The 22,474-nt window shown below is 69.4% G+C and carries 25 protein-coding genes; 12 read left to right on the plus strand and 13 right to left on the minus strand.

Annotated elements, in window-relative coordinates; genetic code table 11:
- The first annotated feature begins 48 nt into the window (after positions 1 to 48).
- The gene (locus tag ACK4JY_RS05500; protein ID WP_409603598.1) at positions 49 to 201 is read left to right on the plus strand and encodes a hypothetical protein; all 153 of its coding nucleotides are present in this window, start codon (positions 49 to 51) and stop codon (positions 199 to 201) included.
- Positions 201 to 443: a Tat pathway signal protein gene (locus tag ACK4JY_RS05505; protein WP_409603600.1), complete on the plus strand. Its 243-nt coding sequence runs from the start codon at positions 201 to 203 to the stop codon at positions 441 to 443. The genes ACK4JY_RS05500 and ACK4JY_RS05505 overlap by 1 nt, the downstream gene beginning before the upstream one ends.
- On the opposite strand, the gene ACK4JY_RS05510 is transcribed toward ACK4JY_RS05505, so the two are convergent.
- Entirely contained in the window at positions 440 to 1,240 is an 801-nt protein-coding gene (locus ACK4JY_RS05510; RefSeq protein WP_409603602.1) for a hypothetical protein, read from the minus strand. The genes ACK4JY_RS05505 and ACK4JY_RS05510 overlap by 4 nt on opposite strands.
- 115 nt (positions 1,241 to 1,355) lie before the next feature.
- On the opposite strand from ACK4JY_RS05510, the gene ACK4JY_RS05515 reads away from it, so the two are divergent.
- Positions 1,356 to 1,613, plus strand: coding sequence for a hypothetical protein (locus ACK4JY_RS05515; RefSeq protein ID WP_409603603.1), 258 nt, complete (start codon positions 1,356 to 1,358; stop codon positions 1,611 to 1,613).
- An 8-nt stretch (positions 1,614 to 1,621) separates the two neighbouring features.
- Here ACK4JY_RS05515 and purQ read toward each other — a convergent pair whose 3' ends face one another.
- Genes purQ through purC form a run of 6 tightly spaced genes read right to left on the minus strand, consistent with a single transcriptional unit; the run spans position 1,622 to position 4,492 of the window.
- A complete protein-coding gene (gene purQ, locus ACK4JY_RS05520; protein ID WP_409603605.1) occupies positions 1,622 to 2,284 on the minus strand; it encodes a phosphoribosylformylglycinamidine synthase subunit PurQ in 663 nt (220 codons plus the stop codon).
- A gap of 43 nt (positions 2,285 to 2,327) precedes the next feature.
- Positions 2,328 to 2,810: a DUF421 domain-containing protein gene (locus tag ACK4JY_RS05525; RefSeq protein WP_409603606.1), complete on the minus strand. Its 483-nt coding sequence runs from the start codon at positions 2,808 to 2,810 to the stop codon at positions 2,328 to 2,330.
- 36 nt (positions 2,811 to 2,846) lie between these two features.
- Positions 2,847 to 3,311 (minus strand): YbhB/YbcL family Raf kinase inhibitor-like protein, encoded by a 465-nt coding sequence (locus tag ACK4JY_RS05530; RefSeq protein WP_409603608.1) that lies wholly within the window; start codon positions 3,309 to 3,311, stop codon positions 2,847 to 2,849.
- Between the two features lie 58 nt (positions 3,312 to 3,369).
- Positions 3,370 to 3,501: a hypothetical protein gene (locus tag ACK4JY_RS05535; RefSeq protein WP_409603610.1), complete on the minus strand. Its 132-nt coding sequence runs from the start codon at positions 3,499 to 3,501 to the stop codon at positions 3,370 to 3,372.
- A complete protein-coding gene (gene purS / locus ACK4JY_RS05540) occupies positions 3,498 to 3,734 on the minus strand; it encodes a phosphoribosylformylglycinamidine synthase subunit PurS (protein WP_409603612.1) in 237 nt (78 codons plus the stop codon). Before purS ends, ACK4JY_RS05535 begins: the two co-directional genes overlap by 4 nt.
- Complete coding sequence (gene purC, locus ACK4JY_RS05545) at positions 3,734 to 4,492, minus strand: phosphoribosylaminoimidazolesuccinocarboxamide synthase (protein ID WP_332638831.1); 759 nt, start codon at positions 4,490 to 4,492, stop codon at positions 3,734 to 3,736. Before purC ends, purS begins: the two co-directional genes overlap by 1 nt.
- 246 nt (positions 4,493 to 4,738) lie before the next feature.
- Between purC and ACK4JY_RS05550 the strand changes: the two genes are divergently transcribed.
- The gene (locus tag ACK4JY_RS05550) at positions 4,739 to 5,062 is read left to right on the plus strand and encodes a DUF1476 domain-containing protein (RefSeq protein ID WP_409603614.1); all 324 of its coding nucleotides are present in this window, start codon (positions 4,739 to 4,741) and stop codon (positions 5,060 to 5,062) included.
- 75 nt (positions 5,063 to 5,137) lie between these two features.
- Here the strand turns inward: ACK4JY_RS05550 and ACK4JY_RS05555 are convergent, their stop codons facing one another.
- The 3 genes from ACK4JY_RS05555 to purB form a co-directional block, all read right to left on the minus strand.
- Complete coding sequence (locus ACK4JY_RS05555) at positions 5,138 to 5,725, minus strand: fasciclin domain-containing protein (RefSeq protein ID WP_409603616.1); 588 nt, start codon at positions 5,723 to 5,725, stop codon at positions 5,138 to 5,140.
- A gap of 116 nt (positions 5,726 to 5,841) precedes the next feature.
- Positions 5,842 to 6,282 (minus strand): DNA-deoxyinosine glycosylase, encoded by a 441-nt coding sequence (locus ACK4JY_RS05560; protein ID WP_409603618.1) that lies wholly within the window; start codon positions 6,280 to 6,282, stop codon positions 5,842 to 5,844.
- Between the two features lie 49 nt (positions 6,283 to 6,331).
- A complete protein-coding gene (gene purB / locus ACK4JY_RS05565; protein ID WP_409603620.1) occupies positions 6,332 to 7,633 on the minus strand; it encodes an adenylosuccinate lyase in 1,302 nt (433 codons plus the stop codon).
- Positions 7,634 to 7,765: 132 nt separating this feature from the next.
- Here purB and ACK4JY_RS05570 point away from each other — a divergent pair, with 132 nt between their 5' ends.
- Positions 7,766 to 8,410, plus strand: a complete 645-nt coding sequence (locus ACK4JY_RS05570; protein ID WP_409603622.1) for a glutathione S-transferase — start codon at positions 7,766 to 7,768, stop codon at positions 8,408 to 8,410.
- A 184-nt stretch (positions 8,411 to 8,594) separates the two neighbouring features.
- Here ACK4JY_RS05570 and ACK4JY_RS05575 read toward each other — a convergent pair whose 3' ends face one another.
- Positions 8,595 to 10,271, minus strand: coding sequence for a lytic transglycosylase domain-containing protein (locus ACK4JY_RS05575; protein WP_409603624.1), 1,677 nt, complete (start codon positions 10,269 to 10,271; stop codon positions 8,595 to 8,597).
- Positions 10,272 to 10,432: 161 nt separating this feature from the next.
- Positions 10,433 to 11,227, minus strand: coding sequence for a uracil-DNA glycosylase family protein (locus ACK4JY_RS05580; protein WP_409603626.1), 795 nt, complete (start codon positions 11,225 to 11,227; stop codon positions 10,433 to 10,435).
- A 96-nt stretch (positions 11,228 to 11,323) separates the two neighbouring features.
- Between ACK4JY_RS05580 and ACK4JY_RS05585 the strand changes: the two genes are divergently transcribed.
- The 5 genes from ACK4JY_RS05585 (at position 11,324) to ACK4JY_RS05605 (ending at position 17,844) form a co-directional block, all read left to right on the plus strand.
- Positions 11,324 to 13,084, plus strand: coding sequence for a 4Fe-4S dicluster domain-containing protein (locus tag ACK4JY_RS05585; RefSeq protein ID WP_409603628.1), 1,761 nt, complete (start codon positions 11,324 to 11,326; stop codon positions 13,082 to 13,084).
- Positions 13,085 to 13,141: 57 nt separating this feature from the next.
- Positions 13,142 to 14,965, plus strand: a complete 1,824-nt coding sequence (locus ACK4JY_RS05590; protein WP_409603630.1) for a tetratricopeptide repeat protein — start codon at positions 13,142 to 13,144, stop codon at positions 14,963 to 14,965.
- Positions 14,966 to 14,968: 3 nt separating this feature from the next.
- Complete coding sequence (locus tag ACK4JY_RS05595) at positions 14,969 to 15,835, plus strand: 4-(cytidine 5'-diphospho)-2-C-methyl-D-erythritol kinase (protein ID WP_409603632.1); 867 nt, start codon at positions 14,969 to 14,971, stop codon at positions 15,833 to 15,835.
- Between the two features lie 216 nt (positions 15,836 to 16,051).
- The gene (locus ACK4JY_RS05600) at positions 16,052 to 16,819 is read left to right on the plus strand and encodes a fasciclin domain-containing protein (protein WP_409603634.1); all 768 of its coding nucleotides are present in this window, start codon (positions 16,052 to 16,054) and stop codon (positions 16,817 to 16,819) included.
- A 101-nt stretch (positions 16,820 to 16,920) separates the two neighbouring features.
- The gene (locus ACK4JY_RS05605; RefSeq protein WP_409603636.1) at positions 16,921 to 17,844 is read left to right on the plus strand and encodes a hypothetical protein; all 924 of its coding nucleotides are present in this window, start codon (positions 16,921 to 16,923) and stop codon (positions 17,842 to 17,844) included.
- 186 nt (positions 17,845 to 18,030) lie between these two features.
- Here ACK4JY_RS05605 and ACK4JY_RS05610 read toward each other — a convergent pair whose 3' ends face one another.
- A complete protein-coding gene (locus ACK4JY_RS05610) occupies positions 18,031 to 18,768 on the minus strand; it encodes a polysaccharide deacetylase family protein (RefSeq protein WP_409603638.1) in 738 nt (245 codons plus the stop codon).
- Between the two features lie 265 nt (positions 18,769 to 19,033).
- Here ACK4JY_RS05610 and ACK4JY_RS05615 point away from each other — a divergent pair, with 265 nt between their 5' ends.
- A complete protein-coding gene (locus ACK4JY_RS05615; protein WP_409603640.1) occupies positions 19,034 to 19,921 on the plus strand; it encodes a glycine--tRNA ligase subunit alpha in 888 nt (295 codons plus the stop codon).
- Positions 19,921 to 22,320, plus strand: coding sequence for a glycine--tRNA ligase subunit beta (gene glyS / locus ACK4JY_RS05620; protein ID WP_409603642.1), 2,400 nt, complete (start codon positions 19,921 to 19,923; stop codon positions 22,318 to 22,320). The genes ACK4JY_RS05615 and glyS overlap by 1 nt, the downstream gene beginning before the upstream one ends.
- Positions 22,321 to 22,474 lie beyond the last annotated feature (154 nt).

The following is a 22,474-nucleotide window of genomic DNA, read 5'->3' on the forward strand; positions in this document are numbered from 1 at the left end:
CATCGCCGCCGCCCCTTCATTGAGTCCGCAGACGCCACAGGAGCCGCCATGACCGATCAGCCCATCGACCCCGCCGCCACGCCCGAAGACCCCGACACCCCGGAAATCGCCGCCGACGACGCCGGCGCCAGCGCCGCCGTGGAACGGTTGAGCAAACACGCCGCCAATGACGACGAGGGCGTCGACGGGGAGGGGGTCTGATGGCCCGCACGCCGGCCGAGACCGCGCCCACGCCTGCCGATCATCAGCAGATGGACCGCTCCAACGACCCGGAGACCACCAAGGCGATGGATGACGCCGCGCCCGCCGAGGCCATGGCCAGCCGGCGCCAGCGCCTGACCGGCTCGGCCGTCGGCGTCGGCAGCGTCGGCTTCGACGAGAGCGGCGCCTTCGACATCGGCGCCCCCGATCACGATCCGCGCCAGAACCCCGAAGCCGACTAGTCGGCCGCGCGCTCGACGCCCGATCGCAGCCGGAAGGTCAGGATCACCGCGGCAACCAGCACCGCCACCGCGACGACAAGCGCGAAATAGGCCAGCGGCCCGTTGCTCTCCTGCTCGGCGACGAAGGCGCCCAGCAGGCCCCAGGCGATGGGCAGGGCGTAGGCAAGCGTCCGCAACTGCCGCGTCACACCCACGGCCACCAGCCCGACGACGGCAATGGCCAGCATCGCCCAGGCCGTGGGGCTCAGCATCGCCGGCAGGGCTTCATTGCCCGTCACCACCGTCAACAGGTTCAGCGGCGCCGCCACCGTCAGCCACCCGGCCAGCAGCGCCAGCGGCCAGACAAGCATCCAGCGGTCCCGGTCGCCGCGCGCCAGCCGCCGGATCGCGCCGGCATGGATCATCAACGGAACCAGCAGCACCGCTAGCGAGGCGAAAATCAGCACCACCGTGGCCGTCTCCCAGTCGAAGGCCGCCGCCACGATCCACCAGCCGATCCCGAGGAAGGCCGCCGCCGAGGGCCACCCGAACCGGTGGATCAAGAGGCTTTCGCCGGTCTGCGGCAGCGCCTGCCGCACGGCGTAAACAAGCAGCCCCAGATAGATCACGCCCCAGATCGAGAAGGCGTAGCCCGCGACCCTCAGCGTCTCATCGCTGTCGGCCGAGAACTCGCCCGGCGACTGACCCCACCCCATCAGGATCTGCGCCTGGGCGATGACGATGGCGAAGACGGTGGTCGCCAGCACGATCATCCGGCGGGTCATCTGGGCGGGGTTCGGTCGAATGATCGAGGACATGGCGGCTCCGGCCAGCGTGGCTGTCCCGACTCTACGCGCCCGGGACCCGCTTGGTTCATTCGCGCCGGAACCTGGGCGGGGCGGGCCGGGTTCCTCCCTGCAGAAGGAGACCATCATGGCTGACCAGACCGACCGTCCCGAAGAGACTCCGACGTTCGAGACCGACACCGTCCAGGCCGACCGCGCCCGCGAACAGGGCCTTGGCCTCGGCGCGCGCGAACTCAGCGCCCAGCGCGACCCGGGCGGCGTCATCACCGCCGACGAGGAGCCGGATCTGGAGAATGGCGTCTCGGTGAACGCTGGCGACGAGGATGCGCTCGACCAGTCGATCGGCGTGCAAGGCGCGGCCGAGGATGACAGCAGCCCGGATTAGTCTGGGCCTCAAGCCGCCGCGTAGATGCTCCGGAACAGGGTCGCGCCGTCGGCCGACCCCAGCTCGTCCTCAAACGCCCGGTCGGGGTGGGGCATCATGCCGAGCACATTGCCGCGCGCGTTCTGCAGGCCGGCGATGTCGCCGACCGAGCCGTTGGGGTTGTCGACATAGCGGAACACGACCTGGCCCTCGCCCTCGATCCGGGCGAGCGTTTCGGCGTCGGCGAAATAGTTTCCGTCGCCGTTGCCCTGGGTCATGATCACCTCGCGCTGGCCTTGGTAGCCGGCGGTGAAGCGGGTCTGGCCGTTGGCGACCGTCAGGCTGATCGGCTTGCAGACGTATTTCAGCCCGGCGTTCCTCAGCAGGGCGCCCGGCAGCATTCCGGCCTCGCACAGGATCTGGAAGCCGTTGCAGATGCCGATCACGGCCACGCCGTCGTCGGCGGCCTTCTTCACCGCCTGCATGACCGGCGACTGCGCCGCCATGGCCCCGCAACGAAGATAGTCGCCGTACGAAAATCCACCCGGCAGCACGATCAGATCCAGCCCCGACGGCAGCTCCGTATCCTGATGCCAGACCATGTCGACGGTCTCGCCCGTCGAGCGTTCGATCGCGACCTTGCAGTCGCGGTCGCAGTTGGAACCGGGGAAGACGATGACGGCTGCGCTCATGGCCGCGCCTCTAGCACCGTTCGAAGGCGATGTCAGGGCGGCTTCAGCCCTCGCGGGAGATCACCGCCATGGAGCCGTCGCTCTGGAGGAAAACCGCATCGGCGTCGGCCAGGGTGCGGCCGCCGGAATCGCGAATCGCCTGCAGCACCTCGTCGTCGGTGATCCGCTCCCGCCGCAGCGCGTCGGGCCGCAGCGCCCCGCCCGCCATCAGCAGCACCGGGTCCGCCCGGATCAGCCGATGCAGGCTTGGCCTGCGCACCATCGTCCAGGTGACCACGAACTGCAGCAGCACCAGCAGGGCCATGGCCGCCAAGCCGTCCAGCAGCGGCGTGTTCTTGTCGAGAATGGCGGTCGACAGGGTCGACCCCAGGGCGACCGTGACCACCAGGTCAAAGGCGTTCAGCTTGGAAAGCGTCCGCTTGCCGGTGAGCCGAAGGAGCAGGATCAGGGCCGCATAGGACAGCACGCCGACGATCAGGATTCGCAGCGGGCCGGCCCAGCCGTCGAAAAAGATGGAATCGGACATGCCCGGGCTAACCCCGGCCGAAAGGCTGCGGTTCCGTCAGCCGCGGTTCTCGTACGTCGCCGTCATCGAGGCGCGGGCGAGGGTGTGGAAATGCAGGTTGAAGCCGAACACCGCGCCGGAATCGTCCGGCGTGACCTCCAGCCTGTCCGCGTCCACGGCGACGACAGTGAAGATGTAGCGGTGCGGCCCGTGCCCCGGCGGCGGTGCGGCCCCGCCGAAGCCTGGCTCGCCATAGTCCGTGCGGCCCTCGACCGCCCCCGCCGGAACCGGACCGCCCGTCGCCAGCTCAGTCACATCGGCCGGAATATTGGCCACGGTCCAGTGCCAGAAGCCCGAGCCCGTCGGCGCGTCCGGATCGTAGCAGGTGACCGCGTAGCTCTTCGTCCCCTCGGGCGCGCCCGACCATTGCAGGTGCGGCGAGGTGTTGCCCCTGGCCTGGACCTGCGCGTCCGGCAGCACGCCGCCGTCGGAGATGTCGTTCGAGCTGAGAGTAAAGGGCATGGCGCGTCCTCGTCCGGGGTCTGTTGAACCTAACGCAGCAAGCCGCCTGGAGTCGCCCTCAGTGGGCCGCCAGCTTCGCCGCAGGCGTGAAGGCCGTGTCGTCCATCAGACCGCCAGCCAGCGCCGAGGCGAAGATGATGCATCCTGCCAGGACGAGGAGGGCGACGACCAGCTTCAGACCGCGTTTCACGCGATCTCGACGCGATAGCTTTCGATCACCGTGTTGGCCAGCAGCTGCTCGCACATCTTCTTCGCCTCGGCGGCGGGATCGTCCACGCCCTCAAGGTCGAATTCGATCAGCTTGCCCACGCGCGCGTTGTTCGCCCCGGCCCAGCCAAGTCCGTGCAGCGCGCCTTCGACGGCCTTTCCCTGCACGTCCAGCACGCCCGGCTTCAGGAAGACGTGAACCTTGACCTTCGCCATCAGTGCAGTCCCCCCTGAATCACGGTCGGCATATCCTTCATGATGCCGAGGCGGCGGGCCACCTCGGTGTAGCTCTCGATCACATTGCCCAGATCGCGGCGGAAGCGGTCCTTGTCCAGCTTCTCGCCCGTGTTGGTGTCCCACAGGCGGCACGAATCGGGACTGATCTCGTCGGCCAGGATGACCCGGCTGAAGTCGTTCTCCCACACCCGGCCGAACTCGATCTTGAAGTCCACCAGGGTGATGCCGACGGCGCCGAACATGCCCGACAGATAGTCGTTCACGCGCACCGTCATGGCGAGGATGTCGTCCAGCTCCTGGGTCGTGGCCCAGTTGAAGGCGGTGATGTGCTCCTCGGTGACCATCGGGTCGTTGAGCTCGTCCTTCTTGAGATAAAATTCGATGATCGAGCGGGGCAGGGGCGTGCCCTCGTCGATGCCGAGGCGCTGGCTCATCGAGCCCGCGACGACGTTGCGGCAGACGACCTCCAGCGGGATGATCTCGACCTCGCGGATCAGTTGCTCGCGCAGGTTCAGCCGCTTGATGAAATGGTTGGTCACGCCGATGCCGTTCAGGCGCGACATGACAAACTCGCTGATGCGGTTGTTGATGACGCCCTTGCCTTCCAGCTGGGCCTTCTTCTCGCCGTTGAAGGCGGTGGCGTCGTCCTTGAAGTACTGGATCAGGGTGCCGGGCTCCGGGCCCTCGTACAGAATCTTGGCCTTGCCCTCGTAGAGCTTCTTGCGCTTGACGTTCATCATCGTGGGTCCGGGCGGGCCTCGCCAGAAAACGAAAAACGCGCGGCCAGCACGGTGGTCTGGGCGGCGCGATCCGGAATCGGGCGAGCGGGAGAATTCGAGGGCTCCCCTTAGCGGAACGTGGGCTGCGACACAAACGGCGACCCGTCCCGACCCGTCAGGGTTTCCGTTGCGTTCCACACCGGGCGGGCTATAGACCTGCTCGACCCGCGGCCACGCGCCGCCTGACGGAGCCAGCAGACGCCCATGACGACCTTCGACGATCGGGAAAAGGGCTTCGAGTCCAAATACGCCCTCGATCAGGAACAGGAATTCAAGGCGATCGCCCGGCGCAACAAGCTGCTGGGTCTGTGGGCGGCCGAGAAGATGGGGCTGAACGCCGATCGCGCCGAGGAATACGGCCGCGCCATCGTCAAGGCCGACTTCGAACAGCCGGGCGAGGAGGACGTCTTCCGCAAGATCGCCCAGGACCTCGAAGGCGCCGGCCTGACCGTCTCGGAAGGCGAAATTCGCCGCAAGATGGACGAGCTGGCCTCCGTCGCCCGCGAACAGATCCGCAACGGCGAATAAGCCTCTCCACCAGACACGCTGAAGGCCGCAGCCTCACAGCTGCGGCCTTTTGCATTTCGGGTCGGATGTCGCCGGTTAGCCCGGCATGACCACCGTATCGACCGCGTGGATCACGCCGTTCGAGGCGGCCACATCAGCTTGCACGACCTTGGCGGTTCCGCCGGCGGCGTCCGTCAGTGTGATCGAGCCGTCGGCCTCGGCGCGCGCCGTCAGCGTCCCGCCCTGCACCGTGGTCAGGGTGGCCGTGCCGCCGCCCGCCTGGATCTGCTGGGTCAGGGCCGCGGCGTCAACGCGACCCGGGACCACGTGATAGGTCAGGATGCGGGTCAGGTCTTCCTTGCCGGCCGGCGCCATCAGCGAGTCGCGGGTGGCGGCCGGAATCTTCTCGAACGCGGCGTTGGTCGGGGCGAAGACGGTGAAGGGACCGGCGCCGTTCAGGGTTTCGGCCAGCTCCGCGGCCTGGACCGCGCTGACCAGGGTGGTGAAGTCGGGGTTGCCTTGGGCGACGGTCACGACGGTTCCGGATTCGGCAGCGGCCGGCGCCATGGCGGCGGTGTCGGTGGCCACGGTCTCGGCGGGAGCGGTCTCGTTGTTGCCGCAGGCGGCGACCGCGAGGGCGGCGGCCGACACGGCGGCGAGGGCGGTGTAGCGGGCAAGTTTCATGGTGCGTCTCCGGTTATGAACCGCGATGCGCGCGGCTAACCCGACGGATATGGGCGAGCCGCCGAAAGGATGCGTCGGCCGCTCATTTCGGGGCGCGACACGTGCGCGCAGTCGACTCAGCCGAGGTGAATCGCGAGCCGGGCCCAGACCGCCGCCTTGTCCGCCAGCGGCCGCGCATGGGCGGGGCTGGACGACGGCAGATCGATCAACGCCAGCCCCGGCGGATCGGCCAGCACCGCCCGGCCCAGCTTCGCCGCCTTGCCGCCGTTGAAGGCCACGGCGCGCAAGTCTGGCAGGTCCTGCACCAGCCCGCGCAGGTCGGCCGCCTCGGGCTGTCGAATGGCCGCGTCCAGACTGCCGGGCCGCTCGGCGCTGGCGATGACGTCCCACAGACCGACGCCGGCCTTGGCCAGCGCCGCCAGCCGCGCCCCATAGGGCAGGACGGAAAGATCGGACCCGATCACGCCGCCGATCAGCCGCCAGAAGGCGTTCTGCGGATGGCCGTAGTACTGCCCGGCCCGCAGCGAGGCGTCCCCCGGCAGGCTGCCGAGGATCAACAGCCGCGTGTGAGTGTCGACGACCGGAGCGCGAAGCCGGCCTTGCGGGTCACGCTGCCCCGAACACCCGGGCGAACACCGTGTCGACGTGCTTGGTGTGGTAGCCGATGTCGAACAGCGCCTCGAGCTGCGCCTCCGGCAGTGTCACCCGGGCATCGGCCTTGAGGAAGTCGAGGAAGGCCCCTTCGCCGCGCCACACCTTCATGGCGTTCTCCTGCACAGCGGCATAGGCGTCCTCCCGGCTGACGCCGGCATGGGTCAGGGCCAGCATCACCCGCTGCGAATGCACCAGCCCGCCCAGCAGGTTCAGGTTCTTCGCCATGTTCTCGGGATAGACGTTCAGCCGCTCGACGACATTGGCCAGGCGGTGCAGGGCGAAGTCCAGATGGATCGTCGCGTCCGGCCCGATGCCGCGCTCGACCGACGAGTGGCTGATATCGCGCTCGTGCCACAGGGCGACATTCTCCATCGCCGGCGTCACCGCCGAGCGAACCAGACGGGCTAGGCCGGTCAGGTTCTCGGTCAGGATCGGATTGCGCTTGTGCGGCATGGCCGACGAGCCCTTCTGCCCCTTGTCGAAGAACTCCTCTGCCTCCAGCACCTCGGTCCGCTGCAGGTGGCGGATCTCGATGGCGAGGCGCTCGACCGACGAGGCCACCACGCCCAGCGCCGCGAAGAAGGCCGCGTGGCGGTCGCGAGGAATCACCTGGGTCGAGACCGGCTCGATCGCCAGGCCCATCTTGTCGGCGACATAGGCTTCGACCGCCGGATCGACATTCGCGAAGGTGCCAACGGCGCCGGAGATGGCGCAGGTGGCGATCTCCTCCTTCGCCGTCAGCAGCCGCCGCTTGGCCCGCTGGAACTCGGCGTGATAGCCGGCCAGCTTCAGGCCGAAGGTCACCGGCTCGGCGTGGATGCCGTGGCTGCGCCCGACGCACGGCGTGAACTTGTGCTCCTGCGCTCGCTTTTCCAGCGCGGCCAGCACCCGGTCGACGCCCTCGATCAGCAGGTCCGACGCCCGCGCCAGCTGCACCGCGAAACAGGTGTCCAGCACGTCCGACGACGTCATGCCCTGGTGCAGGAAGCGCGCCTCCTCGCCGACGATCTCCGACACATGGGTCAGGAAGGCGATGACGTCGTGTTTGGTGGTGCGTTCGATCTCGTCGATGCGGTCGGCGTCGAACACCGCGTCCTTGCCCTTGGCCCAGATCGCTTCGGCCGCTTCGACCGGGATCACCCCCAGTTCGGCCATTTTCGTGGCGGCGTGCGCCTCGATCTCGAACCAGATCCGGTATTTGGTCTCCTGCGACCAGATGGCGAGGGCGTCGGGGCGGGAATAGCGGATGATCATGGGCCGGTCGTGTCGGTCCGCGACCGTCGCGAGTCAAGCGCAGCTTGTGGCAGAGCCTCGCGAACTCGCCCTCGCGGGCATGGCGGCCGCCGGGGCCGCGGTCTATTCCTCGCCTCACCAACGGAGCGACTCATGGAACTGATCATCGGGCCCCGCCTGTACTCGACCTGGTCCCTGCGGCCGTGGCTGGTGCTCAAGCGCTGCAAGGCCGACTTCACCGTCCGCGAGATCGACATCTACAGCCCGGCCGGACAGGCCGAGCTTGAGCGGATATCCCCCTCCCGCCTCGTTCCCCTGCTTACCGTCGAGGGCGAGACCATCTGGGACTCCATGGCCATCTCCGTCTGGTGCGCCGAACGCTATCCCGAGGCGAAGCTGTGGCCCGCCGACGCCCACGCCCGCTGGCTGGCGCGCTCGGCGGCGTGCGAGATGCACGGCGGCTTCATGGCCCTGCGCACCGACTGCGGCATGGGTCCGGATCACACCATGGTCGGCCCCGACCGCTCGCCGCCGCCGACGGGCGAGGCCGTGGAACGCGACATCCTCCGCCTCGTCTCGCTGTGGATGGAGATGCGCCGCCGCTTCGGCGCGGGCGGACCGTATCTGTTCGGCGACTGGTCGGTCCCGGACGCCTTCTTCACCCCGGTCGCCGCCCGCTTCCGCCATTTCCAGATCGATCCGGCCCGGTATGGCGACGACGGCTCGGCCGCGGCCTATCGCGACGCCCTTCTGGCCCAGCCCGACTTCCTCGAATGGTCGGCGGAAGCCCTTCGTTAACCTCTCGCCCGAACGCCGCCTTAAGACAACGACGGTATTCCGGGGGTCTCGCCAACGCGCCAGCGTTCAGGGTCAGCATGTCGATGCCCGCCGAACAGCCCCAGCCTCGCCGACCGACCCTGCTTGTCTATGGCCTGCTGATCGTGATCGCCTGCTGCCTGCCGGCCTTGCTGCTGGCCGGCCTCTAGGGCGCGCCGCTGGTCGCCACGGCGGAAGCCACGTCCAGCGGCTGGATCGCAGGCGGCGGCACATAGTCGAGCGCCAGCGGCGCCAAGGTCGCGCCCGACGCTACCGCATCCAGGGTGTTCAATGGCCGCCCGTTCAGCCGCTGGTAGATCCAGTAGGCCGCCACGACCTTCTCCACATAGTCGCGCGCCTGCGGCACATCGATGGTCTCGATCAGCAGCAGCGGATCGGCGTCGTGACCCAGCTTGCGCACCGCGGCGACCATCGGTCCCGGCCCGGCGTTGTAGGAGGCCGCGACCCGCAGCAGGTCGCCGTTGATCGCCGGCATGGCCAGCACCTTGCTGACATAGGCCTGACCCAGCCGGGCGTTGACCGCGGGATTGAACAGCCGCTCCGGCGACGAGACGAAGCTGCGGTCACTGGCCAGTTCCGCCGCCGTCGTCGGCATCACCTGCATCAGCCCATAGGCCCCGACCGGCGACCGCGCATTGGCGTTGAAGTCGGTCTCCTTGCGGGCGATGGCGTAAACCAGCGAGCGTTCGATGACGAAGCCGCCCTCCGGCTGAATGTCGGGCTGCGGATAGCGGTGGGCGTCGATCCGCCGCCCGTCGTCGCTGACGCCCATCACCCGCGGGCCCAGCGCCCGGCCGAGGGCGGCCCACAGCTGGCGCCCGCGCTCGGTCACCGACGAGCGCAGGCCGGTGCGCAGTTCGTCGCGCGCGTCGGTCGTGCGCCCGACTTCGGAATAGGCCACCGTGCGCCAGGCCCGATGGTCGGTGCGGATGAATTCGTTCAGCTCGTCGGCGCCCACGTCCGACGTCTCCTCGGACTGGTAGACGGCGCGCTGCACCCCGGCCGCGCGATAGGGCGTCGGCCCCAGATTCTCGATCGTCGGCTCCTCGCCCAGCTGCCGCAGCGCGATCTGGCCATAGAAGGTCGCTGGCCAGGCCCCGGCGCGCCGCAGCAGGCCGTGCACCCGGTCCTGCTGGCCCGAGCGTCCGGCGGACCGGGCGGCCCAGAAGCCCGCGCCGGCGCGCACCCAGCCGTCCTCGGTCGGATCGTCCAGCACCCGCTCGAACGCCGCCGCCGACTTGCCAAATTCGCCCAAGCGGTACCGGGCCAGGCCGACCACCCACCAGTCGCCGATCTGTTCGCCCAGCGTCACGGCGCCGTGCAGATCGTCGTTGTTGAGGGCGATGCGCGCCGCCTTGGTCGGATCGTCGGGATCGGCGCCCCCGCCGGCCCTGAAGACGCTGGACCAGGTCCGGCCGCTGACGCCGGGCGGCCGCTTCGGCTCGGGCGCCCCGTCGGGCCGGCGGCGCAGGGCCAGATTATAGGCGCGCGGCGCGCCCGGCAGGTCGGAATATTCCTCCAGCCAGGCCGTCAGCTCCTCATAGGTGGCCGTATAGTCGGCGTGGAACAGGCGTTCGAACTCCACCTGGCCCAGCAGCACGCGGTCATTGGCTTGCCGGGCCGAGGCGCGGGCGATTTCGAGATCGCCGCGGCGCAGGGCGTCAAAGGCGGTGGTGTAGCTGAGACGGTCGGCGTGGCTCAGCGCTGACACGCCATGCCGGGGGTCGTCCTCGGCCTGCGCGGGCAGGGCGGCGCCCAGGGCGAGGGCGAACGCCAGAACAGTCGTCGGCGCGAAAAACGCGCGGCGGAATTGGATCGTCACTAAGGCGGCCCCCCTGGAGCGTCATGCGGATCGTCTCGACTCGATCCATGCGGCGCTGTTCGTTCGGTCGTCAGGCCAGAACGGCGCCACCGCCCCGGCCCGTGTCAAGGATTGACCCCTTTTGGGGCAGTTTTGAGTCAGTCAGGTTAATGCCCGGCGAGTTAGAGCCCGGCGTCTTTGTCCAGCCGCGCCGCCAGCGACAGCATGTCGGCCCAGGCCTGACGCTTGGCCATCGGCTGCCGCAGCAGGAAGGCCGGATGCAGGGTCGGCAGGGCCGGCGCCGAGATCCCGCCCTCGGCCAGCCGCCACTCGCGCCACTGGCCCCTCAGCTTCATGATCCCCTCGTCGACGCCCAGCACCGCCTTCGAGGACGTCGCCCCGACCAGCAGCACCGCCCGCGGCTTCAGCAGGGCGAAGGCCCGCTCGACAAACGGGGCGCACACCGCCTGTTCCGCCGGCGTCGGCGTGCGGTTGCCCGGCGGCCGCCAGAACACCGTGTTGGTGATGAACACCCGGCCCTCCAGCCCGGCCTCGGCGAGCATCCGGTCCAGCAACTGGCCGGCCTTGCCGACGAACGGCTGGCCGCGCGCGTCCTCCTCGGCCCCCGGGCCTTCGCCGACGATCAGCACCTCGGCCTGCGGATTGCCGCGCGCGAACACCGACTGCCGCGCCCCCATGCCCCTCAGCGAACAGCCCTCGAAGGCCGCGATCGCCAGCCCCAGCGCCTCCAGCGTGTCCGCCCCCGCCGCCAGCCGCCGCGCCTCCGACAGCGCGTCGGCCGTATCGATCACGGGGGTTACGGCCGCCGTCGCCTTCGCCACCGCCTTGACCGCCGGCGGCGGCTCGACGTGCGTCCGGTCGACCGGCGCGTCGCCGAAACAGGCGTCGACCCCCGCGTCGCGCCAGAAGGCGAGGAGGCTTTCGGTCGCGGCGATGTCCAGGTTCTGCGGCGTCATGGGCGGGTCGGGACAGGGATAGTCCTTGACCACCCTTGCGTCACCTTCCGATAAGCGGAAAACCACAAGACCCTGCTTGCAACGAGGAATTCAGCCATGGCCGAGAACGCGATCGAGGGCGGCGCCGCCAACGCCTGGCAGGAAGCCGTGATCGACAAACTGCCGCCGGCCGCGGCCCTCGCCGGTGTCGAGCGCGAGGTCATGGAGTATGACGTCGTCATCGTCGGCGGCGGCCCCTCCGGCCTCGCCGCCGCCATCCGCCTCAAGCAGCGGGCGGAAAAGGACGGCAAAGAGGTCACCGTCGCCGTGCTGGAAAAGAGCGCCGAGATCGGCGGCCACATCCTGTCGGGCGCTGTCCTTGACCCGCGCGCCCTGAAGGAGCTGTTCCCCGACTGGAAGGAGCGCGGCGCCCCGCTGGACACGCCGGTGACGAAGGACCGCTTCCTGATCCTCGGCCCGCAGGGCGAGGCCTCCCTGCCGATGTTCATGCTGCCGCCGCTGATGCACAACGACGGCTGCTATATCGGCTCCCTGGGCAACATGTGCCGCTGGCTGGCCGAACAGGCCGAGGGCATGGGCGTCGAGGTCTACCCCGGCATGGCCGCCAGCCACGTCGTCTGGGACGAACCGACCGGCCGGGTGAAGGGCGTCGTCGCCGGCGTCTTCGGCATCGACCGCGAGGGCAAGCCGACCGGCGACTTCCAGCCGGGCATCGAACTGCACGGCAAATACGTCTTCATCGCCGAGGGCGTGCGCGGCTCCCTCGCCAAGACCATCATGGCCCGCCACAACCTGTGCGACACGGCCGAGCCGCAGAAATTCGGCATCGGCATCAAGGAGCTGTGGCAGGTCCCGGCCGACAAGCACCAGCCTGGCCTGGCCCAGCACAGCACCGGCTGGCCGCTGGACGAGTTCACCGGCGGCGGCAGCTTCCTCTACCATTTCGGCGATCGCTATGTGTCGGTCGGCTACGTCGTCCACCTCAACTACAAGAACCCCTTCCTGTCGCCGTTCGACGAGTTCCAGCGCTTCAAGCACCACCCGTCGATCGCCGAACACCTCGAAGGCGGCACGCGCATCTCCTACGGCGCCCGCGCCATCACCGAGGGCGGCTTCCAGTCGGTGCCGAAACTGTCGTTCCCCGGCGGCGTCCTGATCGGCTGCTCGGCCGGCTTCGTGAACGTCCCCCGCATCAAGGGCAGCCACAACGCCATGAAGACCGGCATGCTGGCCGCCGACGCCGCCTATGACGCCGTCACCGCCGGCCGGGCAGGGGACCAGCTAGTCGAATACCAGACCGCCTGGGAGAAGAGCTGGGTCTGCCAGGAGCTCAAGCGCGTCCGCAACGCCAAGCCGCTGCTGAGTCGCTGCGGCACGACCCTTGGCGGGGCGCTGGGCCTGTTCGATATGTGGTTCCAGACCCTGTTCGGCGGCTTCTCCGTGTTCGGCACGCTGAAGCACAAGAAGACCGACGCCGCCTCGACCGAAAAGGCCGCGAAACACAAGCCGATCGCCTATCCGAAACCGGACGGAAAGCTGTCCTTCGACAAGCTGTCGTCGGTGTTCATCTCCAACACCAACCACGCCGAGGATCAGCCGGCCCACCTCAAGCTGCTGGATCCGTCGATCCCGATCCGTGTCAACCTGCCCGAATACGGCGAACCGGCGCGCCTCTACTGCCCGGCGGGGGTCTATGAAGTGGTCTATGGCGACGAGGCGGCGAAGACCGATCCGCGCTTCGTCATCAACGCCCAGAACTGCGTCCACTGCAAAACCTGCGACATCAAGGATCCGTCGCAGAACATCGTCTGGACCACGCCCGAGGGCGGCGGCGGCCCCAACTATCCGAATATGTGACAGCCGCGAAAGGGAGAGGCCTTGCCGCCGCCGCATAATGGGGGAAGGGTCGGGACCATGCGCCACTCCTCCCTTCGCCTGCTCCTTTCCGGCTGCGCCCTGCTGGCCTTCGCCGCGCCCGTGGCCGCCCAGGACGCGCCGGCCGCCGAGCCGGCCGCCGCGCCCGCCCCGGCCCGCGCGCCCCTGATCGTCATCGAGCCGGAGACGGCCACGCCCGAGGCGGCGCCGGTCGAACCGGCCGGGCCCCCGATCCCCGAGGTCTGGTCTCCCGCGCCCTTCGCCGCCGACGGCCAGTCCGCCTACGGCCTGTACCTGTCCGGCCGGGTCGCCAGCCTCCGGGGTCAACAGGCCGCCGGCGCGGACCTGCTGACCCGCAGTCAGGCCCTGACCCCGGAACAGCCGCAGCTAGGCGGCGAGGCCTTCCTCGCCAGCCTGTTCTCCGGCGACATAGACGCCGTGGTGCGGCTGGCGCCGTTCGTCGAGGATACCCCGCTGTTCGCCGGGGCCGGCCGCCTCGCCGGCGTGGTGCAGTCCCTGCGCGACGGCGACGGCGAGGCGGCGCTGGCGCAACTGCGCGGCGCGCCCTTCCCTGAGCCCTATGGCCCCGTTTCCGCCTATCTGCTGCCCGCGGTCGCGGCCGCCGGCGGCGACTGGGACACCGCTCTTCGTCCCGTCGAGGCGCCGACAACCGAAGCTGGCGGACTGGTCCTGCGCGACCAGCGGGCTCAACTGCTCGAAAGCCGCCGCCGCTACGCCGAGGCCGAGGCCGAGTACCAGGCCCTGCTGGCGGTTCCGGATGGCGCGCGCCTGTTCCGCGTCCACTACGGCGCCTTCCTCGAGCGGCGCGGCCGTCGTGACGACGCGCTCGCGGTTTATGCGGCGGCGCTGACCGGCGGCAATCCCGACCCCCGCGCCCTCGCGGCCGGGCAACGCCTGAAAGGCGGGGGGCGCGCTGCGGCGGCGCCAAAGACGGCTGAAATCGCCGCTGACGCCCTGACCTTCGCCGCGATCGAGACCAGCCAGGTCAATGTGCATGAGCTGTCGGCCATCTACCTGCATCTCGCCGCGGCCCTGCACCCGGACGACACCGTCACCCTCAGACTGGCCGAAAGCCTGAAGGAAGCGGACCAGGACTCCGCGGCCCGCGCCGCCTTCGGCCGGGTCAGCCGGACCAATCCGATCGTCTACGCCAGCGCCCAAGTCGGCCTGGGCCTCAGTCTCGAGGAGGAGGGGCGGGGGGACGAGGCCCTCGCGGCTTTCATCCGCGCCGACGAGGCGGCTCCGCACCAGGTCGTCGTCTCGCGCCTGCTGGCCAACCAGTATTACAATCTCGAACGCTACGCCGAAGCCTTCGCCATTCTGGATCGTCCGACGGTCAACACCGCCGACCGGTCTGTTGACGTCCGTTTCGATCGTGGCCGCACCCTGCAGCAGCTTGGCCGCATCGAGGAGGCCGAGGCGGAACTTTGGAGCGCGCTGCAGATGGCGCCCAATGAGCCTGTGCTGCTGAACCACCTCGGCTATCTCTGGGTCGACAGCGGCCGCCGCGTCGAACAGGGGGCCGAACTGATCGCCCGCGCCTTCGCCGCCGATCCGCGCAACGCCAACATCCAGGACTCGCTCGGCTGGGCCCAGTATCGCCGCGGCCAGTTCGACGCGGCCGTTACGACTCTGGAAGAAGCCGTGTCCAAACAGCCCGCCAACGCCGAGATCAACGACCACCTCGGCGACGCCTACTGGCAGGTCGGACGCCGACGCGAGGCGGCCTGGCAGTGGAACCGGGTTCTGACCCTCGAGCCCGAGCCGGAACGCCGCGCCGAGGTCGAGCAGAAGCTGACCGACGGCCTGACCGGCACCGTCCTGTCCGGCGGCCAATTCTGAGGCATGACGCCGCGTTCGGCCCTCGCCCCGGCCAAGATCAATCTGTTCCTCCACGTCGGCCCCGTCGATGAGGCGGGCTATCATCCGCTCGCCAGCCTGGTGGCCTTCGCCGATGTCGGGGACCGGATCTCCGTGGCCCCGTCCGACCGCCTGTTCCTGACGGTCGAGGGCCCGTTCGCCGGCGCGCTGCACGGCGCCGACGACAACCTGATCCTGCGCGCCCTTCGCGCGCTCGGTGACGTCGCCGGCCTCGGCGAGCCGCCGGTCGCCGTGACCCTCGACAAACGCCTGCCCATCGCCGCCGGGCTCGGCGGCGGCTCCTCGGACGCCGGGGCGGCGCTCAAGCTGACGCGCGACTTGCTGGCTCTTGAGCTCGACGATGACGCCCTCGCCGACATCGCCATGACGGTCGGGGCCGACGGCCCCATGTGTCTGTACGCCCGCGCCGCCTGGGCCGAAGGGCGCGGCGAAATCCTGACGCCCGAGCCGCGCCTGCCATCGGTGCCGGCCCTGCTGATCAATCCGGGCGTCGCCTCGCCGACCGGCGAGGTCTACCGCGCCTTCGACGCGGGGCCGCCGTCGCTGGCCGACCGCCCCGCCGCGCCGTCCAGCTGGGACGCCGCCGCCGTCATCGACTGGCTGGGTCGGCAGCGCAACGACCTGCAGGCGCCCGCGGTGGCCCGCGCTCCCGCCATCGCACGCGCTCTCGATGCCGCGTCGATCCTCCCGGATGTCCGTCTGGTCCGCATGTCGGGCTCCGGGGCCACAGTCTTCGCCCTGTTCGACACGGCCGCGGCCGCCGCCTCGGCGGGCCGGAGTCTGGCAAAGGATAACCCCCGGTGGTGGATCGCGCCTGCGAATCTGGGTTAGTTCGCGCCGCGCCTGACTTTGTGGCCGCATATCGTCGGTATTGTGCAGATCACCCCGGAATGGCCTTGAGATGACCTCTCGTCGCCGGATGTTTCGCCCCGTGCCGATGCCAATATGGAACTCAGGAAGGCGTCACGGTTTATTCGGGGCGGCTTTCATCATCTCGACCGCACTACGATACGCCTCGCGGTCTCTTGACGACGAAGAGGGATACTCATGCTCCGCAACACTCTGCTCACCGCCGCCGCCGCTGCGGCCCTGCTGACCGCTCCGGCCGCCATGGCCCAGACCGCGCCCGCCGCCCCGGCGCAAGCCGCCCCGGCCGCCGACGCCGCGCCGGCCATCGCCAATAACGTCATCGATGTGCTGAAGGCGCGCGGCGAGTTCACCACCCTGCTGACCGCCCTCGACCAGGCCCAGCTGACCGAGACTCTGGCAACCCGCCCGGCCATCACCCTGTTCGCCCCGACCGACGCCGCCTTCGCGGCCCTGCCCGAGGCCGAGCGCACCCGCCTGCTGGACCCCGCCAACGCCCAGGAGCTGCGTAATCTGCTGCTCTACCATGTGCTGGTCACCGACCTGACGACGGCGCAGATCGAAGGCGCCGCGGGCGAGATCCCGACTGCCGGCGGACTTGAGGTCCAGATCGACGGCGCCGGCGAGGCCATCACCTATGGCTCGGCCACCGTGGTTCAGGCCGAGATCGACGCCGGCAACGGCGGCATCTTCCCGATCGACGCCGTGTTGAACCCGGCTAGCGCCGCCCAGGGCGACGCCGAGACCGCGCCTTCGACCTCGTCGGAGGCTCCGGCCACCGGCGCGGCCGAGGCCGCCGCCGACGCTGCGACCACGGGCGTGACCGCCCCGAACGGCCAGCCTGCCGCGACGGTGACCACCACCGCCTCGCCGCCGGTCGAGAACCCGACCGACGGCCACGTCGATCACGTCGAGGACCCGGCCAACCCGGCTCCGACCCCGAACTGATCGGTTCGAAGGTGAAATGACAGAGGCGGCGGACTCCGGTCCGCCGCCTTTTTCGTGCGCGCCTTAACCGTCGGCCAACCGCTGTCGGGCAGGATGGCGGCATGGAAACGCTCGCCCCCGCCCATGTGGCCACCTTCGAGGCCGTGCTGAACCGGGTCCCGCCAGAGGACCGCGCCCGCCTCCACGCCCTCAAGGGCGCCGCTGCGGACGCGGCCGCCGCCGCTGCTCCGCACTGGGATTTCGACCAGCCCGGCCATCGCGTCGAGGAGGCCCTGCAGGCCGCCTTCGGAGCCGACTTGAACGACGACCACCGCCGCGCCCTCGTCGCCATCTGGGCGCTTGAGATGCCCGCCCGCGTCCCGGCCGCTGACCTGCCGGCCGCCGCGCTCGAACTCTACCCGGAATGGATCGGCCGCCTCGCGGACTTTCTCACCGCCGCGCCCGACCCGTATGACCGCGACTTCTGGGCCAAGGACGTGCGCATTTCGCTGGTCCTCAGCGTCCCCGGCGCCCGCACCCAGATGATCGACCTGTCGTCGCCCATGGGCCCGGGCCAAGTCCTGCGCCACGCCCGCGAGGGCTGGGGCTGGTCGGTGATCCCGGCCTACGCCGCCGCCCAGGCCTGGAAGCCGTGGCTGGAGGTCCATACCGAGAGCCGTGAACTGTCCGATTTCAACGAGGCCGGCTGGGACCGCGCCTGGGCCACCGCCGCCGAAATCCTCAAGCGCCGCCCCGACATGGCCGGCATGCTCGGCTCGTCGTGGTTCTATGATCCGCCGCTGGAGCAGATCAGCCCGCGCCTCGCCTATCTGCGCCTCAACCCGCTGAAGCACGGCGCCTTCATGATCCACCAGGGTCCCGGCGACATCCACACCCAACGCGCCGCGACCAGCTCCCCGACCCGCGCCGCCCTGATCGAAAAGGGCGACTACACCGCCCGCTCGTGGATCGTCGCCTGGCCGCGCGCGGCGCTGATCAAATGGGCTGACGGGCGCAAGGCGCAGGGGTTGGCCGAGGCGGCGTAACGCCCTCTATTGCTTTCGTCATCCCGGACAAGCCGCGCAGCGGCGCGATCCGGGACCCAGCGGCGCGCGCGAGCGCGAACCTGTCGGGAGCGCCGGTGCATCGACTTCAACGTCCGGTGTTTCGCCGCCGTCGCGGCGCCGCCGGGTTCCGGGTCTTCGCTGCGCTTCGCCCGGAATGACGAAAGGTTATTTGCGAACCGTCTCCCACGCCGCCCCCACCGGCAGCACCTCAAGCCCCGCCGCCGTCGCCAGCCGCAGCACCCGGTCCAGATCGTCCGGCGTGCAGCCATAGTCCGTTGGCCGGTCGCTCACATCGTGCCCATAGGCCGTCAGCCAGCCGCGCCGCTCCGCCGCCTCGGTCATCAACCCTTCGAGGTCGTAGCCCGGCAGCCGCCGGCTCTCCAGCCCGATAGACCTGATCAGCGCCCGATCCTCGCGCCCGGCGTTGATCCCGTCGCGCACCCCCCGCGCCAGATCGAACCGCCCGCGCACCACCCGCTTGGCGCCGACCGTCGCGTCGCCGAATGGCCAGGCGAAGGTCGTCATCCGATGCCCGTCCAGCCGCTCCGCCACCCAGGCCGCATTGGCCTCAAGGCTCAGCCGCAGCGCCGCCGCGTCCATCCGCAGGGCGCTGGTGTGGCCGAAGGTATGGCACCCGACCTCATGTCCCGCCGCGTGCAGCGCCTGCAGGTCTACGACCCGGTACTGGTCCCGGCCCATGTTTACGCCGTCGCACAGGCCGCCGCAGACATAGTAGGTCGCCTTGACCCCATGCTGCGCCAGGATCGGCCCCGCCTCGCTCCACGCCGTGGCTGGAAAGTCGTCGAAGCTCAGCGAGAACACGCCCTTCGCCGGGGCGATCTCGACCGCCTCCACCGCGAGATAGCGCGCAGCCCGCCGGCGCATCTGGTCGATCTGCTTCATGGGAAGGACGATGCACGGTCGCCCTTAAAATTCCTTCCCCCCTTGCGGGGGAAGGTGGCTCGCGGAGCGAGACGGATGGGGGGTGAAGCACCGGGCCCGTCCGGTTGGCTCGTCCCCGGCCAGACCATCGGCGGAACCAGCACCCCCATCCGACCGGCTCCGCCGGCCACCTTCCCCCGTGAAGGGGGAAGGGAGTCGGGGCTTCCCCGCTCAAGCCTGTCCGTCTAGGGTCCGCCGCCTTCTCCCCCAGACGAAACAGCCACCCGTGACCACCGAACCGCTCGCCTTCCAGGACCTGATTCTGACGCTCCACAAATACTGGGGCGATCAGGGCTGCGCCATTCTCCAGCCCTATGACATCGAGGTCGGCGCCGGCACCCTGCACCCGGCCACGGTGCTGCGCGCCCTCGGCCCGCGCCCGTGGAAGGCCGCCTATGTCCAGCCCAGCCGCCGTCCCGGCGACGGCCGATACGGCGAAAATCCCAATAGATTACAACACTATTACCAATATCAAGTGATCCTGAAACCGAACCCGGACGATCTCCAGGCGCTGTATCTGGGGTCGCTGGCGGCGATCGGCATCGATCCCAAACTGCACGACATCCGCTTCGTCGAGGACGACTGGGAGAACCCCACCGTCGGCGCCTGGGGTCTCGGCTGGGAGGTCTGGTGCGACGGCATGGAGGTGACCCAGTTCACCTATTTCCAGGGCGTCGGCGGCATCGAGGTCGACGTCGTCTCGGGCGAACTGACCTATGGGCTGGAGCGTCTGGCCATGTACGTCCAGGGCGTCGACAACGTCTATGATCTGAAGTTCACCAAGGAGGGCCTGACCTACGGCGAGGTCTTCCTCGAGAACGAGCGCCAGCAGTCCGAGGCGAATTTCCACGGCTACGACGTCGACGGCCTGAAGCGCCGGTTCGAGGACATGGTCGCCGAGGTCGAGCGCTTCCTCGCCATGAAGGGCCCGCAGGGCCAGGCCCTGGTCCTGCCCGCCTACGACCAGGTCCTCAAGGCCTCGCACCTGTTCAACCTGATGGACGCCCGCGGCGCCATCGCCGTCGCCGAACGCCAGAGCTACATCGGCCGCATCCGCGACCTGTGTAAGGCCTGCGCCACGGAATGGGTCGAACAGGAAAGGGGGCGCGCATAATGGCCCAGTTCCTCCTCGAACTCTTCTCCGAAGAAATCCCCGCCCGGATGCAGTCCGGCGCCGCGCGCGACCTCGAACGCATGGCCGCCGAACGCCTGAAGGCCGCCGGCCTCAGCTACGACGCCCTGACCACCTACGCTGGCCCGCGCCGCCTGACCCTCGTCGTCGACGGCCTGCCGTCGGCCACGCCCGATCGCGAGGAGGAGCTCAAGGGCCCGCGCGCCAACGCCCCGGAACAGGCGCTGGACGGCTTCCTGCGCAAGACCGGCCTGACCCGCGACCAGCTGACCGAGCGCGACGGCGTCCTGTTCGCCGTGCTCCGCCACGAGGGCCAGTCCACCGCCGCCCTGATCCCCGACATGGTCGACCAGATCGTGCGCAACTTCCCGTGGCCCAAGTCGATGCGCTGGGGCTCCGGGACCCTGCGCTGGGTCCGCCCGCTGAAGCGGATCGTCGCCCTGTTCGACGGCTCGGTGGTGCCGTTCGACATCGACGGAATCGCCAGCGGCGACGTCACAGAGGGCCACCGCTTCCTCGGCGCCGGCCGGCCGTTCGCGGTCAGGGACTTCGCCGACTACCGCAAAAAGCTGGAAGCCGACTACGTCCTCCTCGACGTCGCCGACCGCAAGCTGCGCATTCTCGACGGCGCGCGGAAGGTCTGCGCCGACAAGGGCCTCGTCCTCGTCGACGACGACGGCCTGCTGGACGAGGTCGCCGGCCTCGCCGAATGGCCGACCCCGATCCTCGGCGACATGGACCCGCAGTTCCTCGACCTGCCGCCCGAGGTGGTCCGCCTATCGATGAAGGTGCACCAGAAATATTTCGCCGTCCGCCAATCTCCCCCCGCCGGGGGGAGTACCCGCGAAGCGGGGGAGGGGGGTGCGGCCGCACATGCCCTCGCCCCCCATTTCGTCGTCGTCGCCAATGTCGAGGCCTCCGACGGCGGCCAGGCCCTCGCCGCCGGCAACAGCCGCGTCCTCTCGGCCCGGCTGAACGACGCCCGCTTCTTCTGGGACGAGGACCTCAAGACCGGCTTCGACGTCTGGAACGACAAGCTCAAGGGCGTCACCTTCCATGCGAAGCTCGGCACCTTGGCCGAACGCGTCGAGCGCATCGCCGCCCTCGCCCGCGAGATCGCCCCCCTGGTCGGCGCCGACCCGGATCAGGCCGAAGCCGCAGCCCAGCTGGCCAAGGCCGACCTGACCTCGGGCATGGTCGGCGAGTTCCCCGAACTCCAGGGCGTCATGGGCGGCTACTACGCCCGCGCCTTCGGCCACTCCGACGCCATCGCCGACGCCGTCCGCGACCACTACAAGCCGCAGGGCCCCGCTGACACCGTCCCGACCGCCCCGCTGACGGTCGCCGTCGCCCTCGCCGACAAGCTCGACACCCTCGTCGGCTTCTTCGCCATCGACGAGAAGCCGACCGGCTCAAAGGACCCGTTCGCCCTTCGGAGAGCGGCGCTGGGCGTGATCCGGTTGCTTCTGGAGAACGAAGTTCGCGCTACCTTCTGGCAACTCATCGTCGTGAGCTTCCGGCTACATACCCGAAACGCTGTTCCGGCGTGGATACAGCGCCGAACGGAGGAGCTTCACGGGACTGGATTCTATGACCTCACGTCCAAGGGCGTTGAGCCGGTTTTGCAGTCTGGAATAATCGGCAGGATGCTGATTTTTGAAGATGTTCTTCTTGGTCAACTTCAAGATCACGGCGAGGTTCGGCTCCAAGAACTCCTCGACAGACTCAACGCTTCGACTATCGCGCTGAACGAATATGGAATGAATGGCGACCAGGCGCTGGACCGCGAGTTCAACAAGGTCGGCGACTACCCATTCCCCGCAGATCGAGCTCTCCTGTGGCTCAGAGATGAGACCGTCTACGACCTGCAACGGTTCTTCATTGACCGCCTGAAGGTCCTCCTTCGCGACCAGGGCAAGCGTCACGACCTCGTCGACGCCGTCTTCGCCCTCGGCGACGACGACCTGGTCCGCATCGTCCGCCGGGTCGAGGCGCTCGACGCCTTCCTCGCCACCGACGACGGGGCCAATCTGCTGGCCGGCTACAAGCGCGCCTCCAACATCCTGCGCGCCGAGGAGAAGAAGGGCCCCGTCCCGACCGGCATGGTCGAGACCGGCCTGCCCGGCCAGCCGGCCGAGGAGACCACGCTCGCCTTCGCCGCCGCCGCCGCCGCGACCGCCGTCGACGCCGCCCTCGAGACCGAGGACTTCGCCGCCGCCATGCACGCCCTCGCCGCCCTGCGCGCCCCGGTCGACGCCTTCTTCACCGGGGTGATGGTCAACTCGGATGTCGCCGCCGAACGCGACAACCGCCTGAAACTGCTGGGCAACGTCCGCGCCGTCATGGGCCGGGTGGCGGATTTCGGCCAGATCAACGGCTGACCGCTCACCTCTCCATTCGCGTAGGCGAATGGGGAGGACAGATCGGCGCGTCAGCGATGATCAGGAGGGGGCGGCGCAGGCGGTGAGTGAGTCCGGCGCGAACCCACATGGGCCGGCGCCGGCCCCTCCTGACCGCTGCGCGGTCTGTCCTCCC

The sequence above is a fragment of the Brevundimonas sp. genome (assembly GCF_046295595.1).
GTDB lineage: Bacteria > Pseudomonadota > Alphaproteobacteria > Caulobacterales > Caulobacteraceae > Brevundimonas.

Excerpts from the sequence above, each read along its gene's own strand:
- ACK4JY_RS05500 (WP_409603598.1), top strand. The coding sequence starts at position 49 with ATGACCGATCAGCCCATCGACCCCGCCGCCACGCCCGAAGACCCCGAC.
- ACK4JY_RS05505 (WP_409603600.1), top strand. The coding sequence starts at position 201 with ATGGCCCGCACGCCGGCCGAGACCGCGCCCACGCCTGCCGATCATCAG.
- ACK4JY_RS05510 (WP_409603602.1), bottom strand. The coding sequence starts at position 1,240 with ATGTCCTCGATCATTCGACCGAACCCCGCCCAGATGACCCGCCGGATG.
- ACK4JY_RS05515 (WP_409603603.1), top strand. The coding sequence starts at position 1,356 with ATGGCTGACCAGACCGACCGTCCCGAAGAGACTCCGACGTTCGAGACC.
- purQ (WP_409603605.1), bottom strand. The coding sequence starts at position 2,284 with ATGAGCGCAGCCGTCATCGTCTTCCCCGGTTCCAACTGCGACCGCGAC.
- ACK4JY_RS05525 (WP_409603606.1), bottom strand. The coding sequence starts at position 2,810 with ATGTCCGATTCCATCTTTTTCGACGGCTGGGCCGGCCCGCTGCGAATC.
- ACK4JY_RS05530 (WP_409603608.1), bottom strand. The coding sequence starts at position 3,311 with ATGCCCTTTACTCTCAGCTCGAACGACATCTCCGACGGCGGCGTGCTG.
- purS (WP_409603612.1), bottom strand. The coding sequence starts at position 3,734 with ATGGCGAAGGTCAAGGTTCACGTCTTCCTGAAGCCGGGCGTGCTGGAC.
- purC (WP_332638831.1), bottom strand. The coding sequence starts at position 4,492 with ATGAACGTCAAGCGCAAGAAGCTCTACGAGGGCAAGGCCAAGATTCTG.
- ACK4JY_RS05550 (WP_409603614.1), top strand. The coding sequence starts at position 4,739 with ATGACGACCTTCGACGATCGGGAAAAGGGCTTCGAGTCCAAATACGCC.
- ACK4JY_RS05555 (WP_409603616.1), bottom strand. The coding sequence starts at position 5,725 with ATGAAACTTGCCCGCTACACCGCCCTCGCCGCCGTGTCGGCCGCCGCC.
- purB (WP_409603620.1), bottom strand. The coding sequence starts at position 7,633 with ATGATCATCCGCTATTCCCGCCCCGACGCCCTCGCCATCTGGTCGCAG.
- ACK4JY_RS05570 (WP_409603622.1), top strand. The coding sequence starts at position 7,766 with ATGGAACTGATCATCGGGCCCCGCCTGTACTCGACCTGGTCCCTGCGG.
- ACK4JY_RS05580 (WP_409603626.1), bottom strand. The coding sequence starts at position 11,227 with ATGACGCCGCAGAACCTGGACATCGCCGCGACCGAAAGCCTCCTCGCC.
- ACK4JY_RS05585 (WP_409603628.1), top strand. The coding sequence starts at position 11,324 with ATGGCCGAGAACGCGATCGAGGGCGGCGCCGCCAACGCCTGGCAGGAA.
- ACK4JY_RS05590 (WP_409603630.1), top strand. The coding sequence starts at position 13,142 with ATGCGCCACTCCTCCCTTCGCCTGCTCCTTTCCGGCTGCGCCCTGCTG.
- ACK4JY_RS05595 (WP_409603632.1), top strand. The coding sequence starts at position 14,969 with ATGACGCCGCGTTCGGCCCTCGCCCCGGCCAAGATCAATCTGTTCCTC.
- ACK4JY_RS05600 (WP_409603634.1), top strand. The coding sequence starts at position 16,052 with ATGCTCCGCAACACTCTGCTCACCGCCGCCGCCGCTGCGGCCCTGCTG.
- ACK4JY_RS05605 (WP_409603636.1), top strand. The coding sequence starts at position 16,921 with ATGGAAACGCTCGCCCCCGCCCATGTGGCCACCTTCGAGGCCGTGCTG.
- ACK4JY_RS05610 (WP_409603638.1), bottom strand. The coding sequence starts at position 18,768 with ATGAAGCAGATCGACCAGATGCGCCGGCGGGCTGCGCGCTATCTCGCG.
- glyS (WP_409603642.1), top strand. The coding sequence starts at position 19,921 with ATGGCCCAGTTCCTCCTCGAACTCTTCTCCGAAGAAATCCCCGCCCGG.